Here is a 26,405-nt window from a genome sequence, read left to right on the forward strand (position 1 = left end):
GTGATGATGAGAAAATTATTAATTTAGGTTGGAAGATAAGTAATGATGAATAAAAAGCGGTTAATCTGGTTTTTTAGTATAATTTTCAGTTATTTGGTTCTGTTAATAGTTGTTACACCAGTCCAAGGCAGGGTGCTTTTCAAAAGTAATCCAATACTGCAATCTCAGGCTAGTAGTTTATCGGTTCATAACTTTTTATCGCGTACAGCATTACCTAATTATGAAGTGAACGACTACGATCCAACTACTTTAAATGGTGCCAAAATTAGTTTAATTGAATCTCCGCAAGGAACGTTGAGTAATCCCGCGGGGAGTAACTCCGCTGTCACCATCGATATGATCATCACGCACAAAAATCGAGCACAAGTGATTCCCGCTAATACCAAGTTTACGATGAGCATCACAGCTGGCAATAGTGCTCATCCAGTGAGTAGTGATAACTTCTTGCGGATTTTGTCAGTCAGTTTACCGAGTGATCAAACTGGTAATAGCTATTTTAGTTATGATAAGCAGAGTGATGGTTCGGTGATTGTTACAACTACTAAGGACGTGCCCCCAGGAGTGGATGAAATTCATTTTAATTACCAAAGTGGTACCAATATTTACAATTGGGATGGTCAAAACAAAGGAACTCCCATCCCGGGCAAAATTCAGACGCAAGTGCAGACTGCTGATAGTCCCGTTAATTTACCCGACTTAGATTATTATATTAAAACCAATCCCAAAAGTAATGGTAGTAACAGTGTCCCCGGTTATCTGTCAGCCATTGATCATTCCGCTGCGTTTATTGATCCTTATTATCCTAATAAAAATTTAGGTAGTCATACTGCCAATATCAATACAAGTGGTGCCAGTGTTGGTGGTTCGATATGGTCATCTTATACATTCAATGGTCAAGATAAAAATGGTGCTGGTCAGTATTATTTTGGTTATGAAGTTAATTACCAAGCATCAATTGGCAAGCCTGATGGTGCTAAGTTAGGTCTCAAATCACAAGACCCGATCGATTTACAACACGTTCACTTATTAAAGCAAATAAAGGATCATGACAATACTGTCTGGGTAGATATTACGAAAGATCCCACTTTGAAATGGACCACGACAGCTAATTCAATCCAAGTCGATGCCAGCAAATATCGTGATGCTAATGGTCAAGTTAATTGGAAACCATTATATTTACAAGTTTATGTACCTGAAGCCTCTTTAAAGAATATCAATTATGTCAACGCGACAGTAGGTTTTTTTAAAGAATTTTCGATGGCGACTTATTTTAGTTCGGTTACGGATAAACGAACGGTTTATTTTATTAATCCAGATAAGACTATTTATGAGAATCAAACTTATGATCCTTATACAGATATTACAGCTATGAAAGGTAACAGTTCATTAGCTAAAAAGCAGATTACAATTACCGATTATGATGGCTACCCAACAGATGGTACTAATCTAGTGCCTGGCAACTATTCTTTACAGTATCATGCCGTAGATCCAAGCGATGCTACGAATGTTGCTGATACAACTCGAAAAATTACAGTTTTGAAGAATCAAACTAGCTTAAAAGCCCAAGATAGTCAAATTATGCAAGGTAGCTCGTGGCAAAAGTACGATAATTTATTGGCTGTGACTGACCAAGATGGTAAAGTTTTGAGTGCTACAGATTATCCCAATCAAGTGCACGTCAATGCTGATGTTAATACCCAAGTTCCAGGTGATTATAATGTTTTTTACACCTATATCGACTCCACGGGCAAACAAGTTTCTAAGTCAGTAACGGTGACCGTCTTGGCTGCTCCTAGAATCAAGACTTGTCCCAGCTCTCTTGATTTTGGAACCCATTATAGAGGAGCAACGACCACATTCTTAAATACACAGTTGAATGCTAATTTGACAGTGGAAAGTGGTATTAAGTTAAATTCTAATTATCAATTTTTAGTTCAGGCACAGAGCAATTCACAATTAGCTGGTAGTTTACTTTTAAAAGATCAAACCAATCAATGGCAGAATTTGTCAACACCCACTTTGCTACCTGTACCAGTGCCAACGCAAACAGCTAGCGATAACTATCCGTATACTTATGATTTTTCCACCTTAATCAAGTCCGATAAATGGAAATTAATGGTCCCAGTTACCGCTCAAAAATCAGGACTGGCTAATCGAACTGTTACGTGGACTATTTCGAACTCGTTATGAGTTCGTAAAATTGAGCAGTAATTCAATGGCAATATTCAAGACGTCATGGTCTGCTATTTTTAAGCTGGATGTCATGAGGAAAAAGCAATTAGCTGCGGCGCAGGATTAAAACAAAAACTACTACTTTGAATTAGTAACGAGCAGGAGTAAACGATGAATAGCAAAGAACAAACTAAAGAACAATCACGTCAATGGTTATGGCAATCATTTCTCCAACTGTTGACTGAGGAGGATTATTCACAAATCACAGTCAAAGAAATTGCCGCTAATGCTTTGTTGGATAGACGGACATTTTACCGCTCTTTTGCTAATAAGGGGGATTTAATCGACTGGTATTGTCAGACAACCTTTTGTGAATATCGCCAAATTATTTTAGCAGAAGACTTTCAAAAATTGACTGTGGAAGAATCTCTGGGTAATTTGTTTAATTTTTGGTGGGATAAACGCCAAACAATTAGAATTTTGATTCAACAAAACTTGGCAGATCATTTTTTAAAAATTTGGAATGATAAGTTTATCGACATATACGATGATTTGAAACTACCAACTCATATACAAGGTACACGAACAGAAATTGAATATTTACAAACTTTTACTTCGGGGGGATTTTACTTTGTCATTATTACTTGGTTAGCTAAAGAAAATCCAGAGCCACCGAGTTATCTGGTGCAATGTTTTGCGCAGGCATATAAACAGATTTGTGAGTAAGAGAACTAAGTGAATTTTGGTTACTAACAATTAGCTATAGTAGCAAAATAAGCAATTAAGTCAAAAATCGACTTAATTGCTTATTTTTGTGTATTACATTGTTATCCATCATTTTTAATTTTATTTTGAGATATTTTTATAGGTACTGACTTTAAAGTTTTTGGTAAAATCATTCCATATTTATTTACTATACGTATTATACGTACTAAAATAATCTTTGTCAGGAGGTAAAGTGCACATGCCTATGACACAAAAGGAAATGGTTAATTTGCTTCAAGCTCATGGTTGGAAAAAGACCAAAGGTGGTAAAAGTTCTCACATTAAAATGAGTAAACCCGGCAAAAGACCTATTACTGTTCCACACGGAGAACTAAATAAATTTACCGAACGTGGAATCAGAAAAGAAGCCGGTCTCATGTAGTCGGCTTTTTCCTTTCGGAAAGGAGAAAAATTATGTTATCAAGTTATCCAGCGTTATTTTATTATGACGATTCAGACTTAGAATCAGTTCCATTTTTCATTACTTTTCCTGACTTTGAAAATTCAGGTACACAAGGTGAGAATATTTCTGATGCATTATTCATGGCTTCTGATTGGCTAGGAATAGTTGTTGCAGATTATATAGATAATTCAAAAAAGCTTCCTAAACCATCAAGAATTCAGGATTTATCCTTATCTAAAAATAATCCTTTTCCTGAAGAATTAAATTATGATAAAGGTCAATCATTTATTTCAATGGTGTATGTAGACGTTACTAAGTATGTAGAAAATAATAAGTTGGTCAAAAAGACCTTATCCATTCCGAAATGGGCAGATAATTTAGGCAAGCAAATGAACATTAATTATTCGCAGACTTTAACTAATGCTATAGCAAATATGAATATCAACAAATAGATAAGTATAAGAGCACTCTATAGGGTGCTTTACATAGCGATATTAAGATTGAATTAGCTTATTTTTGCATGACTCTCGCAAAGTTTTTAACTACAATAAAATTATTATGCTTAAATATAGTTTTAAGAATTTTATTATAGTTATGTCCAAGTGTTAAACAAATTTGCTGCGGATTTTTTAATTGCGTTCCAAGAAGCAGAAGTTTGTGCCTAGCATAAAACAAATAGCCAAGCCAGAATTAGCTTAGCTATTTGTTTTAGGTTAATGCTCAATTTCTAAGAGCTTCTTGGCGCAGCTTGATAATTGCACTCACAAAACTAAAAGCTTGTGCCTAGTTTTGTTCGCAGCTTGTTAAATAACTTCACCCTCGTATAATTTAGTAGGTAATAGATTGAAGTCATAAGATTTTAATTCATCAACGTTAGTCAAGTATGCTTTAATCCCTTTGACTAACATCAAATTGAGACCTTCTTTTTGCACATCATCTTCGCATACTAGGATGACGGGCTTATGAATAGCTTTCATATAACCCATTTCCCAAGCGGTTCCCGTATCTGGATCACTGTTATCCCAAGAAACGACGGCAATATCCGCTAAGTTCATAGCTGTGATATCATTTTGATAGGTCTCATTAGCCCATTCGTAACTACCAAAAATGCCTTCTGGATCATGGTCGACACTGGCACCTTTGTATTGATGGTCGCGGGGACTATGCAAATAGCCCACGGTTGCATTTTGTTTTAAGGCTGCTTCGACGCGATCTAACAAGGCAATTTGTTTGGGGGTAAAAAAGCCACCAGCAAGATAAATGTGTTTTTGCATGAGAAGATCTCCTTTATTATTAATTGTCTTTGTTATAATTTTAATCTAAAGACCAACTAATTCCTAGTCTTTTCAGGATGAATTTTAAATATCAGGTGAAAAATGTACATTAAATTTACTAATCAGCAACAGCAGTTAACTTTAAAAAAATTTTTACAGCAGCAAGGCATTAGTCATCGTCTTTACCAAAAGTTGAAACAACAACCAGACAGTTTCTTGGTTAATCAGCAAAAGGTGTTAGGCAACTACCTGGTGCAACCCCAAGATCAAGTGCAAATTAAGCTACCGACGGAAGTTGACGATCCCCAAGTAGCAACGAGCTACCAACCGCTAACTATTATCTATGAAGACGATAATTTTATGGTGGTTAATAAGCCCCAGAATTTGAGTTCGGTTCCAGGTCCCAGTAATCGGGAAGATACTTTAGTTAATCGCATTAAAGGACACCTGAAACAAGAACATTCTGCTTATTTAGTACCGCACTTAATTACGCGTTTAGATTTTGACACCCAAGGTTTAGTCTTGGTGGCTAAGCATTTGGTGGCTAATAGTTTGGCTAATCAACTAGTGGCCCAACATCAAATTACTAAATATTATTACGCGTTGGTTGCTGGCAATTTAGAGCAAGATCATGCGGTGATCAATCAGCCAATTGGCCAAATTCCAGGCCAAATTGCCCGGCAAGTGTTACCTGATGGTAAAGCGGCCGTGACAGAATATTGGGTTTTGCAGCGTTTTTTGGACAAGACTTTAGTTAAAGTGCAATTGCATACGGGACGCACCCATCAGATTCGCGTGCACTTTGCCAGCTTGCAGCATCCACTACTAGGTGACCATTTATATCAGGGCCCCTTAGATCAAGGTTTTCAACATCAGGCCTTACAGGCGTATTATTTACAATTTTTTGATCCGCTTGCGCAATTACAGCGCACCTTTGAATTGGAAAATTGTTTAATTTAAGTTATCAGTTGGTGAATACTAAGTAATCAAGTATACTAGTAAGTAAAAGTGTTTGATGGAGGATTTTTGATGGATGCGTTAGTGAAATGGCTTAATAAATATTTAGTACCAATTGCTGCCAAAATTGGTTCCATTCGCTGGTTAGTGGCGTTACGTGATGCTTTTATTGCAATTATGCCCGCCACAATGGCTGGGGCAATTGCCACAATTTTGAATGTTTTTGTGCGGGATATTCCCCAACAAATGCATCTCAATAGTTTTGTCAAAGCAATGGAGCCCATTATTGGGATTAATACACAGGTGTGGACTGGTTCCTTAGCCATTCTTGGTTTGATTTTTGCGTTTACCTTTGGTTATCAAATGGCAATTCAGTATAAGGTCGAACCGATTACTGGAGGTATTGTGACGCTGGGAACTTTTTTAATGACGTTGCCGCAAACCTTTACTTTACCGCTCAAAAAAGCGTTAAGTGCTGCTGATGTGCATACAATTACTCAAGCAGGAGCAACTGTCAGCAAAAACACGATCAGTGGTCCAGGATATTTTAATTTTAATTCTTACTTTGGTGCGACCGGCTTCTTTACCGTGATGATCATGGGAGGCGTCGCCATTGCCGTTTATATTTGGCTCATGAAAAAAAATATTACGATTAAGTTACCGGATTCCGTCCCGCCCGCTATTGCGTCTGCTTTTACGGGTATTATTCCGGCAGCGGCCGCTTTATATGTTTCGGGAATTGTCACATATTTAGTCACTAAATTAAGCTCACTGACTTTAATTGAAATTATTTCGAAAACCATTCAAGAACCGTTATTGAACTTGTCGCAAGGTTACGGAGCCGTTTTATTAATGACTATTTTGGTTCAAGTCTTTTGGTTCTTTGGCTTGCACGGAACGAATGTTTTAGGACCGGTGCTAGATTCTATTTGGTTTACCGCGCAGGTCGCTAATATCAACGCTTTTGCCCAGCACAAAGCTTTGCCATATTTTTGGACACGAAATTCCTTTGATTTGTATGCGTGGATTGGTGGTGCTGGTTCGACATTACTATTATTGATTGCCATTTTGATTTTTAGTAAGCGAGATGATCAGCGTGCAGTTGCAAAAATGGCGATTGCGCCTGGCTTTTTCAATGTGAATGAACCAGTGATGTTTGGCTTACCGGTGGTCTTAGATCCAATTTACTTTATTCCGTTTGTTTTAGCACCAGTGGTCATGGTCAGCACTTCTTATTTTGCATTATCTCAAGGTTGGGTTTCGCCCGTTAAATCGCAGATTGTCTGGTCGATGCCGCCGATTATTAATTCGTTAATTGCCACATTAGATTGGCGAGCACCAATTTTACAGATTATCAATGCTTTCATTGCCTTTATTATTTATGTACCATTTGTGAAAGCTGCTAATAAGATTAAACCGCAGGATTAAAAATAATGAAGCATAAACAAAATCGAACGTTGTTTGCTATCAGTGGTGGTTTGCTGATTATTGTCGTGAGTCCACTTTTACGTTCTTATTCAGAATTTTTTTATTACATGTTTTTAGTAGCCGGGGTCGTTTTAGTCTTTTCCAATACGTATCTCTGGTGGAAAAATCGGAAGCATTAATTATAAGATAGATTCTTCAATATAGAAAGCAATGCGATCTTGTTTTTCGATCGCATTGTTTTTTTGTGTTTTCTTTTTTTAAAACGATTTTATACATAATCAACTACACGTGCCAAGTTATATTTGGTTTTAATAAAAAAGAAGACTATTATGGTGCTATAATGTCTAAATACTTAATGTTATATTATTTAAAGTTGATAATCTTAGGAGTAAAAATGGTATTAGATTATGCGCATCCGATAGGAAAGTATGATGTTTCCAAGTATGGTGAAAATGTTGATGTATTACAAGCAAAGGAATTGGTTATACATGGTTATGATCCACATGACTTTATATGTAATGCAAATAATGAGTTTGATAATGGAAAATGTAAGGCTTCAGTATTACTAGCTGCACCATACAGTAAAAAAGTTAGTGCTTATTTTAAGACTATACCTGATAGAACTCCTGTACATACATGTGGCATTGCTAAGAAATTAAAAGCTCAGTATGAAAAAAATCAAGAACAAAATAAACAGTATAAACCAGGAGAAGCAACGTTACGTTTTTATAAGAGTAATCTTGATAAGAAAAGTAAACTAACTACATCTGATAATTTAGCCGGTAATAGTCTTGAAAGTAAGGCTACTTTTAGGAATAAAACTACTTCTAAAATTGGTAAAAAAACTACTATTAATCGCCGTGTTAGTTTAAGAACTCTTCGGGCTGTTGTTAACAATAAGGATACCGTACAACTACTTGATAATGGTGAATTAATTAACGTAAATACACTTTTTGATAAAATAGAAAATTCCAGGAAGATACACATTTTACCAGATCCTAGATTGATGAATGTTTTTTGGGGTGATATTCAAATTTATGAGGAAAAAGATAATAGTGGTTTGATATACTATAAATTATTTGTTCTTCATCAAAATATAGAAGGACGTACTATTTCTGCTTTTCTGAATGAAAATCAAATTAAGGAACTTTTACCTAATTATAAAAAGTATATTTCTAGCGGTGGAAAAGACGATCTGTATAAAATTAGACACACTTTAGAATTATATACGACCGAAAAAGCTGTAACTAGCTCTAACTGTAAATATGAAAATATTAGGATAAAGCGTAGTTGGAATCATTTGTCTTCAAGACTATATATACGGCCAAAAAATAATCATTATTGATATTATGTTTTATTGCGTACCATAATTAATTAATGAAAACAATTTAGCGCTTAGTTATTCTTTATCTTATATAAGTAAAGGGGTTTTATTATGAAAATGACACTGGACTTTGCTGTTCCGGCACAATATTTATTTGAACAGCTAACTAATTCGGTTTTATATGATATTAAACAGCAAACTGGCAAGAATGTTAAACCACGACAATTGCCTAACTTTAAGTTTGACAAAACCTTTAATAATCAAGTTACAGGGCACTTTCAAATAACAAAATATCAACCTGATCAAGATTATGCCTATCAATTAAAAACGAGTAAGAACACTTATCAAGTTAGTTATCATTTGACACCGTTAGATGCAGACAATGTTAAGTTTGAATATCAAGAAATCATTCAAGCAAAGACTAAGACTGGTGATGCTAATAACAACTTATTACAATTTTTAATTGGCTGGCAACGTAAAAAACGCTTTAAAAAAATGCGCCAACAGATTGTTCAACAATACCAAGCTAGTCATTAATTAATGGAGAACGATAGCTTTCGCAAATAATCGTCAAACTTTTTAGTAAAGTTGGATGATTATTTTTTTATGAACACTAATTTATGAATTTAACTTAAAGAAGTGTAAAAATCTGTTGCAATTATGCGAATTGTTGCTTAAATTAATTGATGATAATTGTTATTTTTACTAAATTTGAGTAAGATTAAATTATACTGATTGTCGATTGTAATAACAAAGATAATTAAATATTACGGGGGATATTGGGGTGGATTTTTCATATAAAACACGAACAAATATTATCCAAAATTTACAAACTTCGGAATTAGACTTGTTGATTGTTGGTGGCGGTATCATTGGTGCGGGTGTGGCTTTGCAAGCAGCGGCTAGTGGTGCAAAAGTTGGCCTGATTGATATGCAAGATTTTGCAGCAGGAACGAGTTCCCGTTCTACCAAGTTGGTTCACGGTGGCATTCGTTATTTAAAGAATTTTGAAATTGGTGTTGTGTCAGATATTGTCTCAGAACGACAAATTGTGCAACATATTGCGCCACATATTCCACGGCCATTTCCAATGTTGATGCCGATTTATGACTCTAAAGAATCAACTTTTAATATGCAAAATATTAAAGTTGCGATGAATCTTTATGATCAATTTGCGGGAATTATTGGGGGACAATATGCTAATAAGTTGTTAACGCGCGATGAAGTATTACAACGCGATCCCTATCTCAAAGCTGAAGGTCTTCAAGGTGGCGGTATTTATTTAGACTTTGTGAATAATGACTCACGCTTAGTAATTGAAAATATTAAAGGGGCCGTCGAACTGGGAGCACTAGCTGCTAGTAATGTCAAAGTGGAACAAATTACGCATAATGACTTAGGTGTGGTTAATGGCGTTATTGCTAAAGATTTATTGACAGATGAGACCGTTAAGATTCGCTCTAAGTTACTGTTAAATGCTACAGGTCCGTGGTCGTCTAAATTTATTGGCCTTGATGACAAAAATGGTTTAGGCCAGATTATTCGTCCCACTAAGGGCGTCCATTTAGTTGTGGATCATCATCGCTTACCGGTGTCCCAACCCACTTACTCAGATTCGGGTGAAGGTGACGGGCGCATGTTATTTGTAGTACCGCGTGAAGGCAAGACTTATTTTGGGACTACAGATACCGATTATTATGGCGATTACCAGCACCCCAAAGTTGAGCAAGAAGATGTTGATTATTTATTGCGCGCCATTAATAATCGCTTTCCAACTCTGCATATCACGTTGAATGATGTTGAAGCTAGTTGGGTGGGGTTACGGCCACTGTTGGAGTCCAATGGGAGTTCTGATTATAATGGTGGAACTTCCAATATGGGTAAAATTACGGACGAAAGTTTCAATTTATTAGTTGAGATTATTGATGATTATAATCGAGGGTTTGCCAAACGGCGTGATGTGGAAAAAGTTATCAGTAGTTTGGAAACTACGAATGCGGAATCTCAGCTCAATAACGATCAAATTTCACGCGGTTCTTCGTTAGATGTGGGTGATGATGGTTTAATTAGCTTGGCCGGTGGTAAAATTACCGATTATCGAAAAATGGCAGCGGGCGCCATGGCAAAAATTCGGCAAGGTTTAGCCAATAATTTTAATGTTCAACTAAAAGATATTGATTCAACCAAATTACAGGTTTCTGGGGGGCACTTTGATCCCAATCGTGTACAGCAAGCGTTGGATTACTATCAACAATTATTTATTCGGAAAGGCATTAATCAAACGGAAGCCAAAGAATTAGCTAATTTATATGGTTCTAATTCGAATCAAGTGGCCGCTTATATTGGCAAGATTTCGCCAGCTCCGGGTTTAACCTTAGCAGATACGATTAGCTTACATTATGCCATTGATCATGAAATGGTGCTGACCCCTGTTGATTATTTGGCTCGGCGCACGACTTACTTATTATTCCATCAAGATCGTTTAGCACCGAAAAAGCAAGCCTTTGTTGACGAAATGGCGCATGTTTTACACTGGTCGACCACGCAAAAGAAACAACAAGAACAAACCTTGGAGCGATTAATTTCCCAAACGCGGTTAGATTATTTAAAAACGGATTCAGCAATGAATAATATTAATTAAATATTTTTATATATTATGATGTTTAATGGCTTAAAATAGTTAAAGCAAGCAATTGACTACACATTAAGCAAAAATTATTATATAATTATGTTATGCTAAGTAAAATTAGCACAACAAAACAGCAGGCAGTAGAAAAACTCCTTGATTTTCTCCCTTTCTTAAAAAAGATTGTCAAACCTCAATTGTCTGCTGAGTTGTTTTGAAAAAGGACTAGTGCAATACTAGTCCTTTTTTGCTTAGTTGAAATTGTCGGTTAGTTCAAAAACTCATGCTGGTTGTGCTTCTTTTTGTAGGTAGCGGCCCACCAACCAGCCATGATTAATCCTAAGCTACCCATAAAGGCTAAGATATTAGCCCACCGCTCTAACCAAGTTGGTTGGTAAATAATTTGGAGTTGGTTGTGACGCGTGGTGGTGTGAATTAAAAACGTTCCACGGCGTGAAATACGATACTTGATAGCATGACCATTATTCAAGACTTGATAATTAGGACCGTTGACTAAGAAGGGAAGGTCAAACGTATTAGTAGTTTGTTTGGTATTTAATTGATACGTCATTTGGTTAAGCCCCGGTTGTCCTTGAAAATAACACTTTTGGTGATTGATATAGCCAGTTGCCTCTGACAATTCATTAATATAAGGGCGAGCTTGTTTGGGATAGTAGTCGACTTTTGCATTTTGAACTCCAACGGTGATGGGGTGCGCAAAAGTGGCTTGTGTTAAGTTGAGCTCATGCCAATCTTTGCGATAATTAACGACTTCAACTAAAGCTAGGAAAGTCAGCATTACACTTAAAATAACTGTCCAACTCATGAACAGTTTTTGCAATGGCAGGGGCTTAATTAAAGTTAAAAATTGGCCCAATAAGAAGCTCGCTAATAACGTATAAAATGGTCCAAAGCGAAAGGCAAACTGGATTACTGTGACGGGCGTGTGGTTGAACCAAGACCAGGGAAATGCTGGTGTTTGTAACCATAAAGTAACGAAGAGCATAATTGCTAGAATGGTAGTGGTGGCGGAATACTTGCGGTAGTGAATGAGAAAATAGCCGCTCGCTAGGAGTCCGCCGAGTAATAACATTAAGCCCACAGTATGTGGGGTAAAAGTGCGATTTTTTAATAAAGTCGTCAGTTGCTCTGACCAACTGGACACCAAAACGTGGTTGAGTTGATAGTTAGTCGGCTGAAGTTTGGAAGGCATCAAATATGTGTGTTGCAGCACGGGCGCCCAGTAACCAAAACTCACGACGAGTGTCGCGGCACTAATTTGCAACCAATGCCAGATCAGTTGCCGCCGGTGTTGATCCAAAATTAATTGGACTATTAAGACTAAGCACACTAATAAACTAGCTAAAACAGCTGTTAATAAGTGCGTGTACAATAAGCCACTGAAGGCAATAATGGTTTGAGTGCGGCCCCCTTTTTTGTGTGCCACTTTGATGACGCCGACTAATAAGAGCGGTAAAAAAGTCATTGCTAAGAATTCACCAATACCAAAATGAGCATAAATGGCTGCCATGCGGTAAAACGAAAAAGTATACAGTAAAGCAGTGGTGATACTTTGGGACCGCTTTTTAGTTAATGAATAAACAGCGTAGTCAGTGATTATTAACGTGAGCAAGTTGACTAAACCTAAATAAAGATATAGGGCCAGAAGATCGTTATGAATTAACTTCATTAAGATAATGAGTGGGTATAAAAATTGTGTTGGATAAAATAAATTAACCAAAGAACCAATGCCAGCAAAAGTATGGGTGGTGATGTAAGGAAAAGCACCAAGTTTAGTTTGGGCTAATTCACTGATGCGCTCAATGTGAAATTGTAAGTCACTACTCCAAATAAAATTATGATAACAATACATATATTCAAATAAACCAGAAAGTATTAAATAGAGGAGCCCCAGACTGCAGTTTTTCCAGAAGTTATTGGTTTTCATGATTGTTTAATTCCTATCCCTTTATGATAGCTTCATCATAATATATTTATTTACGAATGATAAACCAATTAGATAGAAAAATTAATATTTTTGGAGCATTGTAAAATAATAGGTTGTGACTAAAGTTGCTTGAAGGTTGAGTGCAATCAAACACAAACGGCTGACTTGGAAAACACTATAAAAAAATGTTCGTATCAAATACGAACATTTTTAAGAAGAATTTTTATATCATTGAATTTTGACTAAAAGCCAACCTACGAATCCTAAAATAACTAATAAGAGCACATTAATTTTTAAAGAGACACCCAAAAAGTGTGTGGCTTCTGTTTTGTGGGTGAAAAAGGAATATTGTTTGTACGATAATAAATTAGCCATGGAAGCAATAATCGTTCCTAGCCCCCCAATATTCGATCCTAAAAAGAGCGCGTGAATATGGTGTGTAAATTTAGCTACTAGAATAGTCGTAGGAACATTACTGATTGCTTGACTTAAACCCAACGAAGTCCAATAAGTGGAGGTTGGACTGGCTACTAAATTGTTAATTACTTTAGCGACAATCGGGAAGCGACTGATGTTGCCGACAGCGATAAAGAAACAAACGAAAACTAAGATAGTAGCGTAGTCAACCCTTTTTAAAGTTTGCGGGCTGACGATTAAAGCAAAAATAACAGCGGCAATGGTCGTCCACCAAACCGGAATCACTTTAAAGATTCCCAAAAAAATAAACGCAGTTAAGACTAAAGTTGCCGTTAATTTACCTAATTGAATTTCAAAGGGCGTAATTTGAACGTCCATCGGTTCCGGTTTAGTTAAAAGATAAGCAACAATGACTAAGATGATTAATTCAATCAGCATGAGGGGTGTGGAAACGCGAAAAAAATGACCCGCTGTCAAATTGAAATGGGAAAGCAAAAAGAGATTGTGGGTGTTACCAAACGGAGTAAACGAACTACCCAGATTGGCAGCCACGGTAATCATTGTCATAGTTAGCGCCCGACTTAGAGGAACGTCGGAAGCAATTTTAAAGAATAGCGGTGCTAGAATTAAGATGGTGACATCGTTAGTAATGAACATGGCGCCAAAAAAAGCCAGCAAGACTAATGCTTCCATTAGCTGCCGGGAGTTTTTGGCTTTGACAGTTAAGTGCGTTGACAAGAACTGCAATAACCCGATATGTTCTAAAATTTGGACGAGAATCATCATTGATAATAGTGAAAAGATTGTATGAAAATTAATGTCCGCTAATTGTGGTTTACTAACTAAAGTGGATAAAACAGCTACCGTGGCTGCTATCCATAACATCTTATCCATAAAAATATTTTTGAGAACGGCCATGTATAAACCTTCTTATCTACGGATTGGATCATTAACTTGAAACCATTAATATTGTACTTTAATTAGCAAGCAGAATAAAGAGAAAACTTTATGGTAGCGCTTGTAATTGGAAGAAATTCAACTAATACGTAATTAAAAGGGAAATTTGCTGAATTATTTGACTCTTTAGTTAGGTTATTGTACCAGGGTGATTTGATTTTTGCCGTGCTAACCAGAAGAAAAGTTTAAGTAATTTGGCTGTAATAATTCTACGCCAGTTCAAAGCTCATGCAAAATTATCATGGCTTTTCATCATTCGTTTCATAATAATTAAGAAAACGGTATAATATGCTTATTCTTTTATTGGAGGATTATGATTTTATGACGGAAAAGTCCGCAGCAACAGCCATTGTTGAAACAATGATTGAGTATCAGATTGACTATGTGTTTGGAATTCCCGGTGCCAAAATTGATCGGCTCTTCGAAGAACTAGAACACAATGAAAATGTTCATAAGCCTAAATTAATCGTGGCGCGTCATGAACAAAATGCTGCCTTTATGGCGGCAGCAATTGGGCGCTTAACAGGCAAACCCGGTGTGGTATTAGTAACATCAGGTCCCGGAGTTGCCAATTTAGCCACAGGTTTAGTTACCGCTACGGCGGAAGGTGATCCGGTAATTGCTTTAGGTGGTCAAGTTCCGCGGGATGATTTAGCGCGGTTAACACATCAGAGTATTCCTAATCAATCTATTTTGGCACCTGTGACCAAGAATAGCGTTGAAGTTCAAGATCCTAATAATCTGTCTGAAGCTTTTGCAAACGCTTATCAAGAAGCGACCGATACCAAAAACGGTGCGGTATTTATTTCAATTCCCCAAGATGTGATTAATGAAAATGTGACGCGGCCAATTATGAAGCGCCATCCGACAGTAGAGCAAGGGGTTTTAACTGCCGATAAATTACAGGCAGTAGTTCTGGCCATCAAACAAGCTAAAATGCCCGTGATTTTGGCCGGCATGCGCGCTTCGCAACAAAAAGTCACGCAAGCTTTACGTAATCTTTTACGACATACCCCGTTACCTGTTGTTGAAACTTTTCAAGGTGCAGGAATTATTTCCCGCGACTTAGAGAATTTATATTTTGGCCGGGTGGGGCTCTTTCGCAATCAAACTGGCGATATTTTATTAAAGCAAGCAGATTTGGTGATTGCCATTGGCTATGACCCGATTGAATATGAAGCTCGTAATTGGAATCAAGATCGCCAAGGTCAAGTCATTAATTTAGATAATGTCGTCCCTGAATTGACCCAAGATTACCAACCTGATTTAATTTTGCAAGGCAATTTGGCGGCGACGCTTCAAGAATTGACTACGTTGTTAGCAGATTATCAATTGTCAGCAGAGACTAAGGAACATTTGCAAGCTATCAAGCAAGAATATGATCAAAAAGATGTTCCTAACGTTTCAGCTCAAACTACGGGAGTTCAAGATCCGTTGGCCATTGTGCAAGAATTACAAAAACACGTTGATGATTCAATGGTTGTGACAGTCGATGTTGGTAGTCATTATATCTGGATGGCCCGGCATTTTCGTAATTATGAACCACGGCATTTATTATTTAGTAACGGGATGCAAACCTTAGGTGTAGCCTTACCTTGGGCCATTAGCGCCGCGTTATTAGACCCAAAGCGTAAAGTGGTGTCTGTAGCTGGTGATGGTGGGTTCTTGTTTTCTAGTCAAGAATTGGAAACGGCGGTGCGCTTACACGCTAATATTGTGCAATTAGTGTGGGTAGATGGTTATTATGATATGGTGCGTTTTCAAGAGCAGTCTAAATATGGCCGCGATGCGGGGGTGCAATTTGGTCCTGTTGATTTTGTCCAATATGCGCAAAGTTTCGGGGCTGCTGGTTTACGTGTTGATCAAGACCATAGTTTGGCAGCTGTCTTAGATCAAGCATTTAAAATGTCTGGTCCAGTCGTTGTTGAGATTCCAGTTGATTATAGTCGTAATTCTAGTTTGAACCAGGCATTGTTACCTGATCAATTCCATTAATAAAATAATTACTGCTACAAATGCTGGTTAAAAGTCGAGGACTAACCTAGGATAAACAATTAAGGCAGTTTGAGACTTGAGTTTTTGGTTGTAGTTAAACGCAGGCTTTTGGTTTTTGGAACGCTAAATAAAATACTGTGACAAAAGCGGTTAGCAGTTGAGTATAGCTTAGAATAAGTACTTAAGTTTTGTTTTTTAAGCTTAGGTACTTATTCGTAGCTAGACGCAAACTACTGCTTTTGGAACGCTAAATAAAATACTGCGACCAATAGTTTAAAAATTGAGCGATTAAATTAATAGGAGGTAAAAAGGATGAATGATGTTTTATATCAACATGGCACACTAGCTTTATTAGTACCAGGTTTGTTAAAAGGAACTTTAACAATCAAAGAATTGCTGCAACACGGTGATACTGGGATTGGTACTGGTGAAGGTTTAGATGGTGAATTAGTCATCTTAGACGGGACTCCTTACCAAGTCGATGGGCAAGGACAAGTTAATATTGTGTCAGGCGATTTTACGGTGCCATTTGCGACAGTGCATCAAGCTGATTTTCAGCCATTAGTAAACTTAGAACAGTTACCAGCTGCCGCAGTTTATCAACAAATTGCCCAACAAACGCAATCCGCCAATATCTTTTATGCGGTGAAATTAACCGGTGTGTTTCAACAAATGAAGACTCGCACAGTTGTGAAAGCACAAGAGCCTTATCATACTTTAGTGGAAGCATCGCAAAAGCAAAGTGTCTTTGAAGCACAAAATATTGCCGGCACTTTAATTAGCTATTATTCACCCCAAGTCTTTGATGGAGCCAGCGTTGCTGGTTTCCATAGTCATTTTTTGGCGGCTGATCATTCGCTGGGAGGGCATGTTTTGGACTTTACCTTGCAACAAGGCCAGGCTTTATGGCAACCATTTGCGACTTTGCAACAACATTTGCCAGTTACTGATTCAGCCTACATGCAGCATGATTTCACTAAGGATCGAGTTACCGAAGCTATTGATCAAGCTGAACGCTAGGCCATAATTTTGTTGATTAGCATGAGCGGACTTGAGTGTTGTAGTTATTCACGGTAAAATTAAGTCAAAATAATAAGGGAGTAAATTTATGTCAACCACGTTAATTATTATCTTAATTGTTATAGTTTTAGTTGTGGTCTATGCCTTGCTATATAACGGCTTAGTGCAAAAAAGAAACCAAGCCCAAGAGTTTCAAAGTCAAATTGCCGTGCAATTAAAGCGACGCACAGACTTAATTCCTAATTTAATCGAAACTGTTAAAGGCTATGCACAACATGAAAAGCAAACTTTGACCGAGATTGTTAATTTGCGAAACTCGGTAATGAATGCAGAATCATTACAAGAAAAAGTAGACGCTGACAGCAAGTTAACGACTGCCCTGGGACCGATTATGGCTTTAGCTGAAAATTATCCGGATTTAAAAGCTAATCAAGAATTTGGAAAATTAATGGAAGAGTTAACTAATACTGAAAACAAAGTTGCTTATGCCCGCCAAGCTTATAATAGTTCAGTCCAATATTACAATACGGCAACGCAGACTTTTCCACGGAATTTAGTAGCGAAGTTACATCACTTCTTGCCGATGGAATATTTACAAATTCCCGAAGCTGAGCAAGCAGTTCCTCAAGTCAAATTTTAAGAGGTTAAGCCATGCTATATCAACAAATAACACAAAACAAGCGTCGTACTTATTTAGTTTTGGCGCTTTTTTTCTTAATTCTTGGTTTAATTGGTGGAGTAGTCGGGCAACTTTTTTGGCATAGTTATCAAGTCGGAATAATCGGTGCGTTAGTAATTGCCTTGTTTTATGCTTTAGGCACTTACTTTCAGTCAACTGAGCTAGTGATGAAAATGAACCACGCTCAGCCGATTACCAGTAGTGACCAGGCTCCTGATTTATGGCATATTGTGGAAGATTTAGCGTTGGTCGCACACATTCCACAACCAGATTTATACTTCATTGATGATCCCAGTCCCAATGCTTTTGCCACGGGGCGCGATCCCAATCATTCGGCCGTGGCAGTAACGAGTGGCTTATACCAAATGATGGATCGTGAAGAACTAGAAGGGGTCTTGGCCCACGAATTGTCGCATATTCGTAATTATGATATTCGCGTTTCCACTGTTGCTTTAGCGTTATCTTCTGCTGTCGTTTTTTTGTCCTCTATGTTATCGAATATGTATCGGTGGGGCTGGCTTTTTGGCAGTGATCGCGATGACCGTGAAGACTCTAATAGTAATAACTTAATTCAGTTGGTGTTATGGTTAGTCGGATTAATATTTTCGATTGTGGGTCCTCTAGTAGCTTCATTGATTCAATTAGCCATTTCGCGTAACCGTGAGTATTTGGCGGATGCGTCAGGCGTGGAGCTAACACGTAATCCGGCAGGGTTAATCAGTGCGTTACGTAAATTGCAGCAAAATGAACAGCCCATGCATCAAGTTGATGAGGCTAGTGCTGCTTTGTATATTACTAATCCGCTAAACAAGAAACATTCTTTGGAACATCTCTTTGATACGCATCCTCCATTAAGTGAGCGGATTGCGCGTTTGGAAAGGATCTAATGTAATGCGTAATGCTAGTTAAAAATAGCAGTTTAGATCGTGAGAAATGTTTATGCACGTGTTTGGTGTTTAACTTATAAATAAAAAAGTAGCCCTTTGAGCATATCAGAACTCAAACGGGCTATTTTAGTGTTGGCTTAGAATTAATGGGCAATTAATTTTAAAATATCTTGTGGTTGTTCAAAGATATAATCGGCATCACTAAAGTCATCTTGATCGTTAGCGCCCCATTTAGCGAGCCCAAATTTTAAACCAGCATGATGCGCACAACCAATATCATTGCGGGAGTCTCCAATTAAGAGCGTGGTTTGGACCTGGGCATGCAACAATTCTAAGGCCTTTTGTGCCGGTTCAGCGGCCGGTTTAGGATTTTGGACGATGTCGGCAGTCACAAAATGTTTAAAATAAGGTTGCAAGGCAGTTTTCTTGAAGATGGCGGTCACTTCGCGTGAATCTTCCGAAGTAACAATGGCTAAACCAATGTGCTGATGAGCTAGTTGTTGCACTGTCGAGACGATTCCAGGAAAAGGTTGCACTTCGTCAATAAAGCCAAAGGCATTTTTAAACACACTTTGGGCCGCTTTGAGATGTTCTTCTTTAGGAATCTGAAAATAATTGAGAGTATTTTCCGCTGTACCAGAAAAAGCAAACTCCAAATCAGCCAGTTCAGTTTGAATGTGATAATCCTCTGCTAAAGTTTTTTGTAAAGCTAGTAAACTAGCCTCTTTTGTGTCTAATAATGTACCGTCAACGTCAAAAATAATATTCGTAAACATTTCAGTTCTCCTTTTATGAAAGGTAGCTATGAGTGCTATTATAGTATTGTGTCAGAGTTTTGGGCAATAGAAAGGGAGAGATTTTATGAATTTTCAACAGACAACGGCTAATTATGAAGCACAAGGACTTTATTTTAGTGGTCGTTGGGCACAAACGAGTCATGGGATGTATACAACTAATTTAGGTGCACGAATTATTACGCAAGTGCAGGGTACAACCACTGTGCAATGGTCATTTTCAACCAAAGCCAATGCGGGGGATACTTGGTTAGCTTACCAGATTGATGATCAGCCTTTTGAACGTTTGGCATTGACTAGTGAACCATTTACCGTGACACTGCCTGATGAACAAAGCCATGTTTTACAAGTCGTTTATAGTGGTAATTCAACTGAAGATAACGTTTGGAAAAGACATCAAGGCTTGTACTTCGACCAAGTACAAACAACGGGGCAATTACAAGCAGTGAAACCTACAGGCACACCTTTAGTGTTTGTGGGCGATTCGATTACGGCGGGTTCTTGGGTTGCTGGAACGACTCCTGGTCAAGATTATCGTGCTGAAAGTAATTATGCAGCTTTAGTGGCTGAGCATTTTAACCGTGAAGATATTCGAATTTGCTATCCGGGTACTGGTGTGGTTAAGCCCGGTACTGGTGGTGTTCCTAATGCCCAAACATTCGTTGATCATTTAGCTGATCAAATTGATTGGCAACCGGATTTTCAAGCTGATGATGTGATTGTTAATTTAGGAACGCCTGATAAAAAGATTAACGATAATGATTTTCGGGTTGGTTTTGAAGTTGTGATGCAAAAGTTGAAATTGCAATATCCCAAGAGTCGTTTGTGGGTCATGATTCCGTTCAGCCAAAATCATGCTGCTGTTATTCGTGAAGAAACTCCTGAATATGAAAATACACGGTTGATTGAAACTAAAGATTGGGACTTGACCTTTACTGATGGCATGCACCCAGATTTAGCTGGTAGTCAAAAAGCAGCTGACTATTTAATTCAAGTTTTAAAACCAACTTTAGGTTAAGCAAGTTGTAGTTAAGTGGCGGTCTTTTGTTGCACCTGAAAAGTTACGAGCTTGACTTTGAATTTGTTCTAAATGCGAAGTTCTCCTGATTGATTTTTGTCAGTTAGGAGAATTTTTTGTATAATAAAGTTTCATTGTTAGTAGATCGAGGAAAATCAAATGGATCAATCAAAGACAACAGCAACTAAAACGCTGAAACAAGATTCATTATTGTCTGGCTCAGCTTGGATCACGGCCAGTGGGATCGTTTCGCGCGCCTTATCAGCTTTATATATTATTCCGTGGAACATTTGGATGGGTTCGGCGGCGACGGTGGCTGCAGCTAATGCGCTATATGGCAAAGTATACAATATTTACGATTTTTTCTTACTTGTGTCGACGGCCGGCTTGCCGAGTGCCATCTCGAAACAAATTGCGCATTATAATGCGTTAGGTGAGTATGAAGCCAGCAATCAATTATTCAAGCAAGCTTTGAAAGTAACGGCAATTATCGGTGTGATTTTTGCCGGAATTATGTATTTTGGCGCTAATTTGGTAGCAGATGTCTTTACCAATGGTGATCCACGGAGTATTCCGGCGCTGAAAGCTTTAGCTATTGCTGTGTTATTGTTACCAACGTTAAGTATTATGCGGGGTTATTTTCAAGGCCACGGTCAAATGGGGCCATCGGCAATTTCCATGATGCTAGAACAATTAGCGCGTGTTAGTTATATGTTATTAATTACGTATATTATCATGCAAATTAAACATGGTAATTACGTTGACGCCGTCACCAAATCAACGTTTGCTTCCTTTATTGGGGCGGGAATTTCGATGTTGTTTTTGTTATGGGGCTTTTGGCGTCAGCGCAAGCCGCTAACCCAATTGGCCGCCACTGGCAGTCACGAGATTAGTTTTACGGCCAAAGATTTTACCAAAGAAATCTTGTTACAGGCGATTCCGTTTATCATTATTGATTCCGCCATTACAATTTTTAAGTTATTCGATCAGTCGACTTTTAATCCGATGATGCAGAGCTTTATGCACATTTCGCGGCAACAATTGGACTATTATTACTCACTCTTTGGGTTTCAAGCTAATAAATTAATCATGGTCGTGGTTTCTTTGGCAACAGGGGTCGTATCCTCAGCTATTCCGATTGTTTCCTCTTTATATACCACTAAAGATACGGCCAAGATTCAGGCGCAAATTGTGAATATCATCAAAATGTTTGCTTTCTTTATGTTGCCGGCAGCGTTGGGGATGTTAGCCGTTTCGCGTCCATTGTGGAGTGCCTTTTACGGTTTTGACGCCTTAGGAATTAGAATCATGCAATTGTCTTGTGTGATGGCGTTGCTATTAGGCTTTTTCATGGTCTTGGCGGCTATTTTGCAAGCACTATATCGTAATGTATTAGCCATTAAATATTTAGTAGTTGGCTTTCTATTTAAAATAGTAATTCAGTGGCCCTTAGTCTACGTTTTTCACGAATATGGTCCGATTGTGGCGACGATTTTGGCTATGGTTTTAATCTGTTATTTAATGTTGAAAAAAATTCATACCTTATATCCGTTTAATTTGGCAACCTTATTTAAGCAGGATCTCGGCAAAATCTTACTAGGAGCCGTGGTGATGATGATTGTGGTTCTTCTGGTGGATAGTGGCTTTTACGGCTTTGATCACCATATTGGGCGCATTAGAGCAACTAGTTACATGTTAGTTGAAGTAGTCGTGGGCGCTGTGATTTACGGCTTCTACGTGTTAAAAACGCGGTTGATGGATCAAGTTTTGGCAAAAGATTTGACACGTTTACGTCAAATTTTGCATATTAAATAAGTTGGTGAAAAAATGATTGCAGTTAAAACTGTTAATTTAAGTAATGGAAAAATGGTGTATTTAACAGAGGACCTAGGGGCAACTGCAAATACAATATTCTTGCCGGATTTAACGCAAAGTGTGAATAGTTGTCTTCAGATCATGACGTTTAATGGCCTAACGAATAGTTATGCGCTGGATTGGCGCTACCATGGTCAGTCAGTAGCTCAAGGTCCAGTTGATGTCATGAGCTTTGCTCAAGATTTACAAGAATTTGTAACGACCCTCCAGTTAAAAAATTACCAAATTGTTGCAGCCGGTTTAAGCTTGTTTGTGGTATTACAAGCAATGCAAACTGGTCTCAAGCCGCGCCAAGTGGTGGTTCTAGATCCCCAGTGGCAGCCAGCGTTGCCATATAGAACTACACCTCAGATTGCAACTTATCAAGATTTAATAGCCTTTGGTCAACAACAGGTGCAAACGTTACAGCAAAAACAGGACTTAGATGATTATCAACGCCAGATGCTCTTAAACGCTGTCATGGCCGATTTTCATCAAAGACCGGGCGGCTTTGGCTTGTATGTTGATCTAGAGTTGCAAGCGGAATTTGTCCAAAGTTTACCTAAGAAATTGTTACTAAATACGAAAGTGCCAATGACGTTACTGATTGCCCAATCAACGCAAGATCAATTGCCTAAACAATTAGCGCAACATCCGCAACTGCGTACGATTTATCAGCACTTTAGCCAAAGCTATGTTTTACAAACGATTTACAGTAAGCAGTTGTTACAGGTAGCACCATTAGAAATTCTCAATTTTTTGGCATAATAAAAACCTCCAACAAAATGTTGGAGGTTTTTTAATTTAAATTATTGAGGGGGATTCAAAATTTAAATATTGAGGGGGAGAAGTGAGATTTTTTCTATCTCATCAACTTACAAGATATATATTACACAGAACATATGAAGAAGAAACTTTTAAAATGTGAAGAAATTGTGAATATTTGTTAAGTTTAAGTAAAAGTTAGCAAGGGCAAGGCTTGGAGGCTTTCAAAATATAAAAAATCCCAAAATGACGGCAATGCAGCTCAATTAAGACCTGCTTTTTAGTAAAAGGCGAACATTATTATTGATAAAGTTTAAAATATATCGTAAAATACTAGATTTTTAGCATCTTAATCCGTATAATAAAAGACGTTGTTTCTGAAAAAAGAAACTATTGGGAGGAATTAAGATGAGCAAACAGCCGCAGGGACTGTTAGAAAAAGTTTTTGATTTGAAAGCCAACCGAACCAATCCACGCCAAGAAATGATTGCGGGTACAACGACGTTTATGGCGATGTCTTATATTTTATTTGTTAATCCCAATGTTTTAGGCGATGCAGGGTTGAATCAGGGAGCGGTCTTTGTAGCCACGGCGTTGGCGGCCATTGTTGGTTGCTTAGCGACCGCCTTGATTGCTAATTATCCGGTGGCGATTGCACCTTCATTAGGGAGTAATGCTTTTTTTGCTTATACAGTGGTTTTGGGCATGAAAATTCCGTGGCCGACGGCTTTGGCTGGGATTTTTGTGGCTTCTATCTTATTCATGTTAGTCACAGTGTTTAAAATTCGAGAAAAAATCATCAATAATATTCCCGCTGATTTGAAATCGGCGATTGCGGCCGGGATTGGTTTATTTGTGGCCTTTGTCGGCTTACAAAATGGCGGCTTGGTCAAAGCTAGTTCGTCAACCTTGTTGACGATTACGGATTTTCATAATCCGACTGTTTGGTTAACCGTTTTTGGCTTAGTATTTACATTAATTTTGGTAGCTTTAAAAGTGCCAGCTAATTTTTTGTTGGGCATGGCGGCAACTTCGATTGTGGGCATTTTAACCGGTTTGATCAAGATGCCGACGGCAATTGTCGCCGGCGTGCCAAGTTTAAAACCCACCTTTGGTCAAGCAATTTTTCACGTGCAAAATGTTTTTACACCGCAAATGATCACCGTGATTTTAATTTTCTTCTTAGTGGCCTTCTTTGATACAACGGGAACTGTAGTGGGCTTAGCAGAGCAAGCCGGGTTTATTAAGCGCGGTGAAAAAGTACCGCCGCGTTTAAGCAAGACACTATTAAGCGATGCTTTGGCGATGACGAGTTCTTCCATTTTTGGTAGTTCACCAACTGCAGCTTACGTCGAATCATCAACAGGGATTGCTGTTGGTGGCCGAACAGGGTTAACTTCTTTAACAGTAGCTTTTTGGTTTGCATTAAGTTTATTCTTCTCTCCATTATTAGGGGTCGTGACTTCCCAAGTCACAGCTCCAATCATGATTATTGTGGGTTCATATATGGTCACCTCATTGGGTAGAATTGACTGGAGTAAATTGGAAAGTTCTTTCCCAGCATTTATGACAATTATTGGAATGCCATTTTTCTATGATATTGCTTACGGTTTCGCGTTTGGGGTCATGTCTTATGTTTTGATTATGGTCTTTGAAAAAAAAGGTAAACAAGTTCATCCAATTATGTATGGTGCCTTTTTCGTATTCTTGTTCTTATTAATTGCCATGAACCAAGCACATTATTGACCAAATAGTTTAAATTAAAAAAGCTATATCTTAATAGGTATACAATTAGAATAAATTTAAAGGACTAACTGACGATATTTAATCGAAGCTAGTCCTTTTTGCCTGCTAGCTTGTTACTTTGATTCAACAAAATAGATAAATATCTACGACTGAAATAATCGCAGATATAAAAATGACCGCCAAAGTTATTCAAACTTTGAGGGTCATATCATTAATATGGACATTTTTTATAGTATTCAACTGTTAAGTGTTTTTAATCTTGTAGCTTTATTTTTGGTTTTGTGGAAATTATTAATCTAATTTGGCACCAATTAATTGTTCTTTACTGTGAATTAATTGGGTTAATAAGCGACATTCAGGAGTCGGAATGCCATATTTTTCACCCTTACGCCAGACGGCACCATTAATAAAATCAATTTCGGTTAAGCGATGATGGTTGACTAAGTCTTGGTACATAGAGGGATAATGATTAGCAATGTTGCCATAGAAAGTTTCATCAATATGGTGGAACACTTCATCTTCGTCAAGATCGGTACCTTCATGGCGAGCAACAGCAGCAAATTCAGCGATAATATCCTTCAAATAAGTTGTAGCTTCTTTAGTTTTACCGAGTTCGCCCATGTTACATTCCAAAAGTGAACACAATGAATTTAAAGTGCCATTCACACAGGCTTTACGCCAAATTGAGTAACGAGCACTATTACTATAAACGGACTTAAGACCGGCATCATTGAAGACAGCAATTACTTTTTTCGCAAATGATTCGCCTTGAGGGCCTAAGTTTTGAATTTCAACGTTGCCATCACCAAATAACTGTGCATGTCCCGGTTTGTCATAACCAGCAGTAAACATCGTGACCCCAATTAATAACAAGTTTTGATCAACATATCGTTCAAGAATTTTTTCGTGACCCATTCCGTTCATCAAGCACAAAACGTAAGTTTTGGGGGTCAACAAAGATTTAATTTGGTCAAAATACTCTTCTAGTTGATAGGACTTAGTAAAGACAATAATTAAATCGGCAGGATCTTTGATTTGGTCGCTTTCATTAGGATAGTAAATCGGCAATTTAGCACTGACCTCAACGCCATCTAAATTGGCAGAAATCCCATTTTGGCGAATAGCTTCAACGTTCGGTTTCCAGCCGTCAATTAATGTCACATCATTACCCGCCTTTTGTAATTCGTAACCAAAACGGGTACCCATACCGCCGACACCAAGCATTGTGATTTTCATAAATGATGCTCCCTTCGTAATTTGTAATTACTATCTTAGCACCATGATTAATTATTTACCATCCATTTTTAATAAAAAACTAATCAAAATAAATATCAGCTAGCAATTTAGCTGATTTGAAAAAGATCTATTACTAATTT

23 protein-coding genes are annotated in these 26,405 nt (G+C 37.8%); 18 read left to right on the plus strand and 5 right to left on the minus strand.

What is annotated here, in order from left to right:
- Positions 1-132 precede the first annotated feature (132 nt).
- The 4 genes from AC3B5B_RS05395 to AC3B5B_RS05410 all read left to right on the plus strand — a co-directional run bounded on the left by AC3B5B_RS05395 (position 133) and on the right by AC3B5B_RS05410 (position 3,792).
- Positions 133-2,190: a bacterial Ig-like domain-containing protein gene (locus AC3B5B_RS05395; RefSeq protein WP_489769536.1), complete on the plus strand. Its 2,058-nt coding sequence runs from the start codon at positions 133-135 to the stop codon at positions 2,188-2,190.
- A gap of 153 nt (positions 2,191-2,343) precedes the next feature.
- Positions 2,344-2,898, plus strand: a complete 555-nt coding sequence (locus tag AC3B5B_RS05400; protein WP_489769537.1) for a TetR/AcrR family transcriptional regulator — start codon at positions 2,344-2,346, stop codon at positions 2,896-2,898.
- Positions 2,899-3,136: 238 nt separating this feature from the next.
- Positions 3,137-3,319 carry a type II toxin-antitoxin system HicA family toxin gene (locus AC3B5B_RS05405; RefSeq protein WP_489758155.1) on the plus strand — a complete coding sequence of 61 codons (183 nt, stop codon included), beginning with the start codon at positions 3,137-3,139 and terminating at the stop codon, positions 3,317-3,319.
- A gap of 32 nt (positions 3,320-3,351) precedes the next feature.
- Positions 3,352-3,792: a type II toxin-antitoxin system HicB family antitoxin gene (locus tag AC3B5B_RS05410; protein WP_489758156.1), complete on the plus strand. Its 441-nt coding sequence runs from the start codon at positions 3,352-3,354 to the stop codon at positions 3,790-3,792.
- Positions 3,793-4,143: 351 nt separating this feature from the next.
- Here AC3B5B_RS05410 and AC3B5B_RS05415 read toward each other — a convergent pair whose 3' ends face one another.
- Positions 4,144-4,614 (minus strand): nucleoside 2-deoxyribosyltransferase, encoded by a 471-nt coding sequence (locus tag AC3B5B_RS05415; RefSeq protein WP_489758157.1) that lies wholly within the window; start codon positions 4,612-4,614, stop codon positions 4,144-4,146.
- Positions 4,615-4,716: 102 nt separating this feature from the next.
- Here AC3B5B_RS05415 and AC3B5B_RS05420 point away from each other — a divergent pair, with 102 nt between their 5' ends.
- The 6 genes from AC3B5B_RS05420 (at position 4,717) to glpO (ending at position 10,964) form a co-directional block, all read left to right on the plus strand.
- Positions 4,717-5,574: an RluA family pseudouridine synthase gene (locus AC3B5B_RS05420; protein WP_489769538.1), complete on the plus strand. Its 858-nt coding sequence runs from the start codon at positions 4,717-4,719 to the stop codon at positions 5,572-5,574.
- 69 nt (positions 5,575-5,643) lie between these two features.
- Positions 5,644-6,999 carry a PTS sugar transporter subunit IIC gene (locus tag AC3B5B_RS05425; RefSeq protein ID WP_489758159.1) on the plus strand — a complete coding sequence of 452 codons (1,356 nt, stop codon included), beginning with the start codon at positions 5,644-5,646 and terminating at the stop codon, positions 6,997-6,999.
- A 5-nt stretch (positions 7,000-7,004) separates the two neighbouring features.
- Positions 7,005-7,178, plus strand: coding sequence for a hypothetical protein (locus AC3B5B_RS05430; RefSeq protein ID WP_489769539.1), 174 nt, complete (start codon positions 7,005-7,007; stop codon positions 7,176-7,178).
- Between the two features lie 215 nt (positions 7,179-7,393).
- A complete protein-coding gene (locus AC3B5B_RS05435; protein ID WP_489769540.1) occupies positions 7,394-8,344 on the plus strand; it encodes a hypothetical protein in 951 nt (316 codons plus the stop codon).
- A 90-nt stretch (positions 8,345-8,434) separates the two neighbouring features.
- The gene (locus AC3B5B_RS05440; protein WP_489758161.1) at positions 8,435-8,860 is read left to right on the plus strand and encodes a DUF3284 domain-containing protein; all 426 of its coding nucleotides are present in this window, start codon (positions 8,435-8,437) and stop codon (positions 8,858-8,860) included.
- A 247-nt stretch (positions 8,861-9,107) separates the two neighbouring features.
- Positions 9,108-10,964, plus strand: coding sequence for a type 1 glycerol-3-phosphate oxidase (gene glpO / locus AC3B5B_RS05445; RefSeq protein ID WP_489769541.1), 1,857 nt, complete (start codon positions 9,108-9,110; stop codon positions 10,962-10,964).
- A 253-nt stretch (positions 10,965-11,217) separates the two neighbouring features.
- Here glpO and AC3B5B_RS05450 read toward each other — a convergent pair whose 3' ends face one another.
- Positions 11,218-12,897, minus strand: a complete 1,680-nt coding sequence (locus AC3B5B_RS05450; RefSeq protein WP_489769542.1) for a hypothetical protein — start codon at positions 12,895-12,897, stop codon at positions 11,218-11,220.
- 228 nt (positions 12,898-13,125) lie between these two features.
- Complete coding sequence (locus AC3B5B_RS05455) at positions 13,126-14,232, minus strand: SLC13 family permease (RefSeq protein WP_489758164.1); 1,107 nt, start codon at positions 14,230-14,232, stop codon at positions 13,126-13,128.
- 360 nt (positions 14,233-14,592) lie between these two features.
- Between AC3B5B_RS05455 and alsS the strand changes: the two genes are divergently transcribed.
- The 4 genes from alsS (at position 14,593) to htpX (ending at position 18,852) form a co-directional block, all read left to right on the plus strand.
- Positions 14,593-16,266 (plus strand): acetolactate synthase AlsS, encoded by a 1,674-nt coding sequence (gene alsS / locus AC3B5B_RS05460; RefSeq protein ID WP_489769543.1) that lies wholly within the window; start codon positions 14,593-14,595, stop codon positions 16,264-16,266.
- Between the two features lie 312 nt (positions 16,267-16,578).
- A complete protein-coding gene (gene budA / locus AC3B5B_RS05465; RefSeq protein ID WP_489758166.1) occupies positions 16,579-17,286 on the plus strand; it encodes an acetolactate decarboxylase in 708 nt (235 codons plus the stop codon).
- Positions 17,287-17,374: 88 nt separating this feature from the next.
- Positions 17,375-17,926, plus strand: coding sequence for a LemA family protein (locus AC3B5B_RS05470; protein WP_489758167.1), 552 nt, complete (start codon positions 17,375-17,377; stop codon positions 17,924-17,926).
- An 11-nt stretch (positions 17,927-17,937) separates the two neighbouring features.
- Positions 17,938-18,852, plus strand: a complete 915-nt coding sequence (gene htpX / locus AC3B5B_RS05475) for a zinc metalloprotease HtpX (RefSeq protein ID WP_489769544.1) — start codon at positions 17,938-17,940, stop codon at positions 18,850-18,852.
- Between the two features lie 143 nt (positions 18,853-18,995).
- Here htpX and AC3B5B_RS05480 read toward each other — a convergent pair whose 3' ends face one another.
- Positions 18,996-19,628, minus strand: coding sequence for an HAD family hydrolase (locus tag AC3B5B_RS05480; RefSeq protein WP_489758169.1), 633 nt, complete (start codon positions 19,626-19,628; stop codon positions 18,996-18,998).
- Between the two features lie 85 nt (positions 19,629-19,713).
- On the opposite strand from AC3B5B_RS05480, the gene AC3B5B_RS05485 reads away from it, so the two are divergent.
- The 4 genes from AC3B5B_RS05485 (at position 19,714) to AC3B5B_RS05500 (ending at position 25,029) form a co-directional block, all read left to right on the plus strand.
- Positions 19,714-20,664, plus strand: coding sequence for an SGNH/GDSL hydrolase family protein (locus tag AC3B5B_RS05485; protein WP_489769545.1), 951 nt, complete (start codon positions 19,714-19,716; stop codon positions 20,662-20,664).
- A 159-nt stretch (positions 20,665-20,823) separates the two neighbouring features.
- Positions 20,824-22,479, plus strand: a complete 1,656-nt coding sequence (locus AC3B5B_RS05490) for a putative polysaccharide biosynthesis protein (protein ID WP_489769546.1) — start codon at positions 20,824-20,826, stop codon at positions 22,477-22,479.
- Positions 22,480-22,491: 12 nt separating this feature from the next.
- A complete protein-coding gene (locus AC3B5B_RS05495) occupies positions 22,492-23,286 on the plus strand; it encodes a hypothetical protein (RefSeq protein WP_489769547.1) in 795 nt (264 codons plus the stop codon).
- 405 nt (positions 23,287-23,691) lie between these two features.
- Positions 23,692-25,029 (plus strand): NCS2 family permease, encoded by a 1,338-nt coding sequence (locus AC3B5B_RS05500; RefSeq protein ID WP_489758173.1) that lies wholly within the window; start codon positions 23,692-23,694, stop codon positions 25,027-25,029.
- A gap of 291 nt (positions 25,030-25,320) precedes the next feature.
- Here the strand turns inward: AC3B5B_RS05500 and AC3B5B_RS05505 are convergent, their stop codons facing one another.
- Complete coding sequence (locus AC3B5B_RS05505; RefSeq protein WP_489769548.1) at positions 25,321-26,265, minus strand: 2-dehydropantoate 2-reductase; 945 nt, start codon at positions 26,263-26,265, stop codon at positions 25,321-25,323.
- Positions 26,266-26,405 lie beyond the last annotated feature (140 nt).

This window comes from Bombilactobacillus sp. ESL1187 (assembly GCF_058107155.1).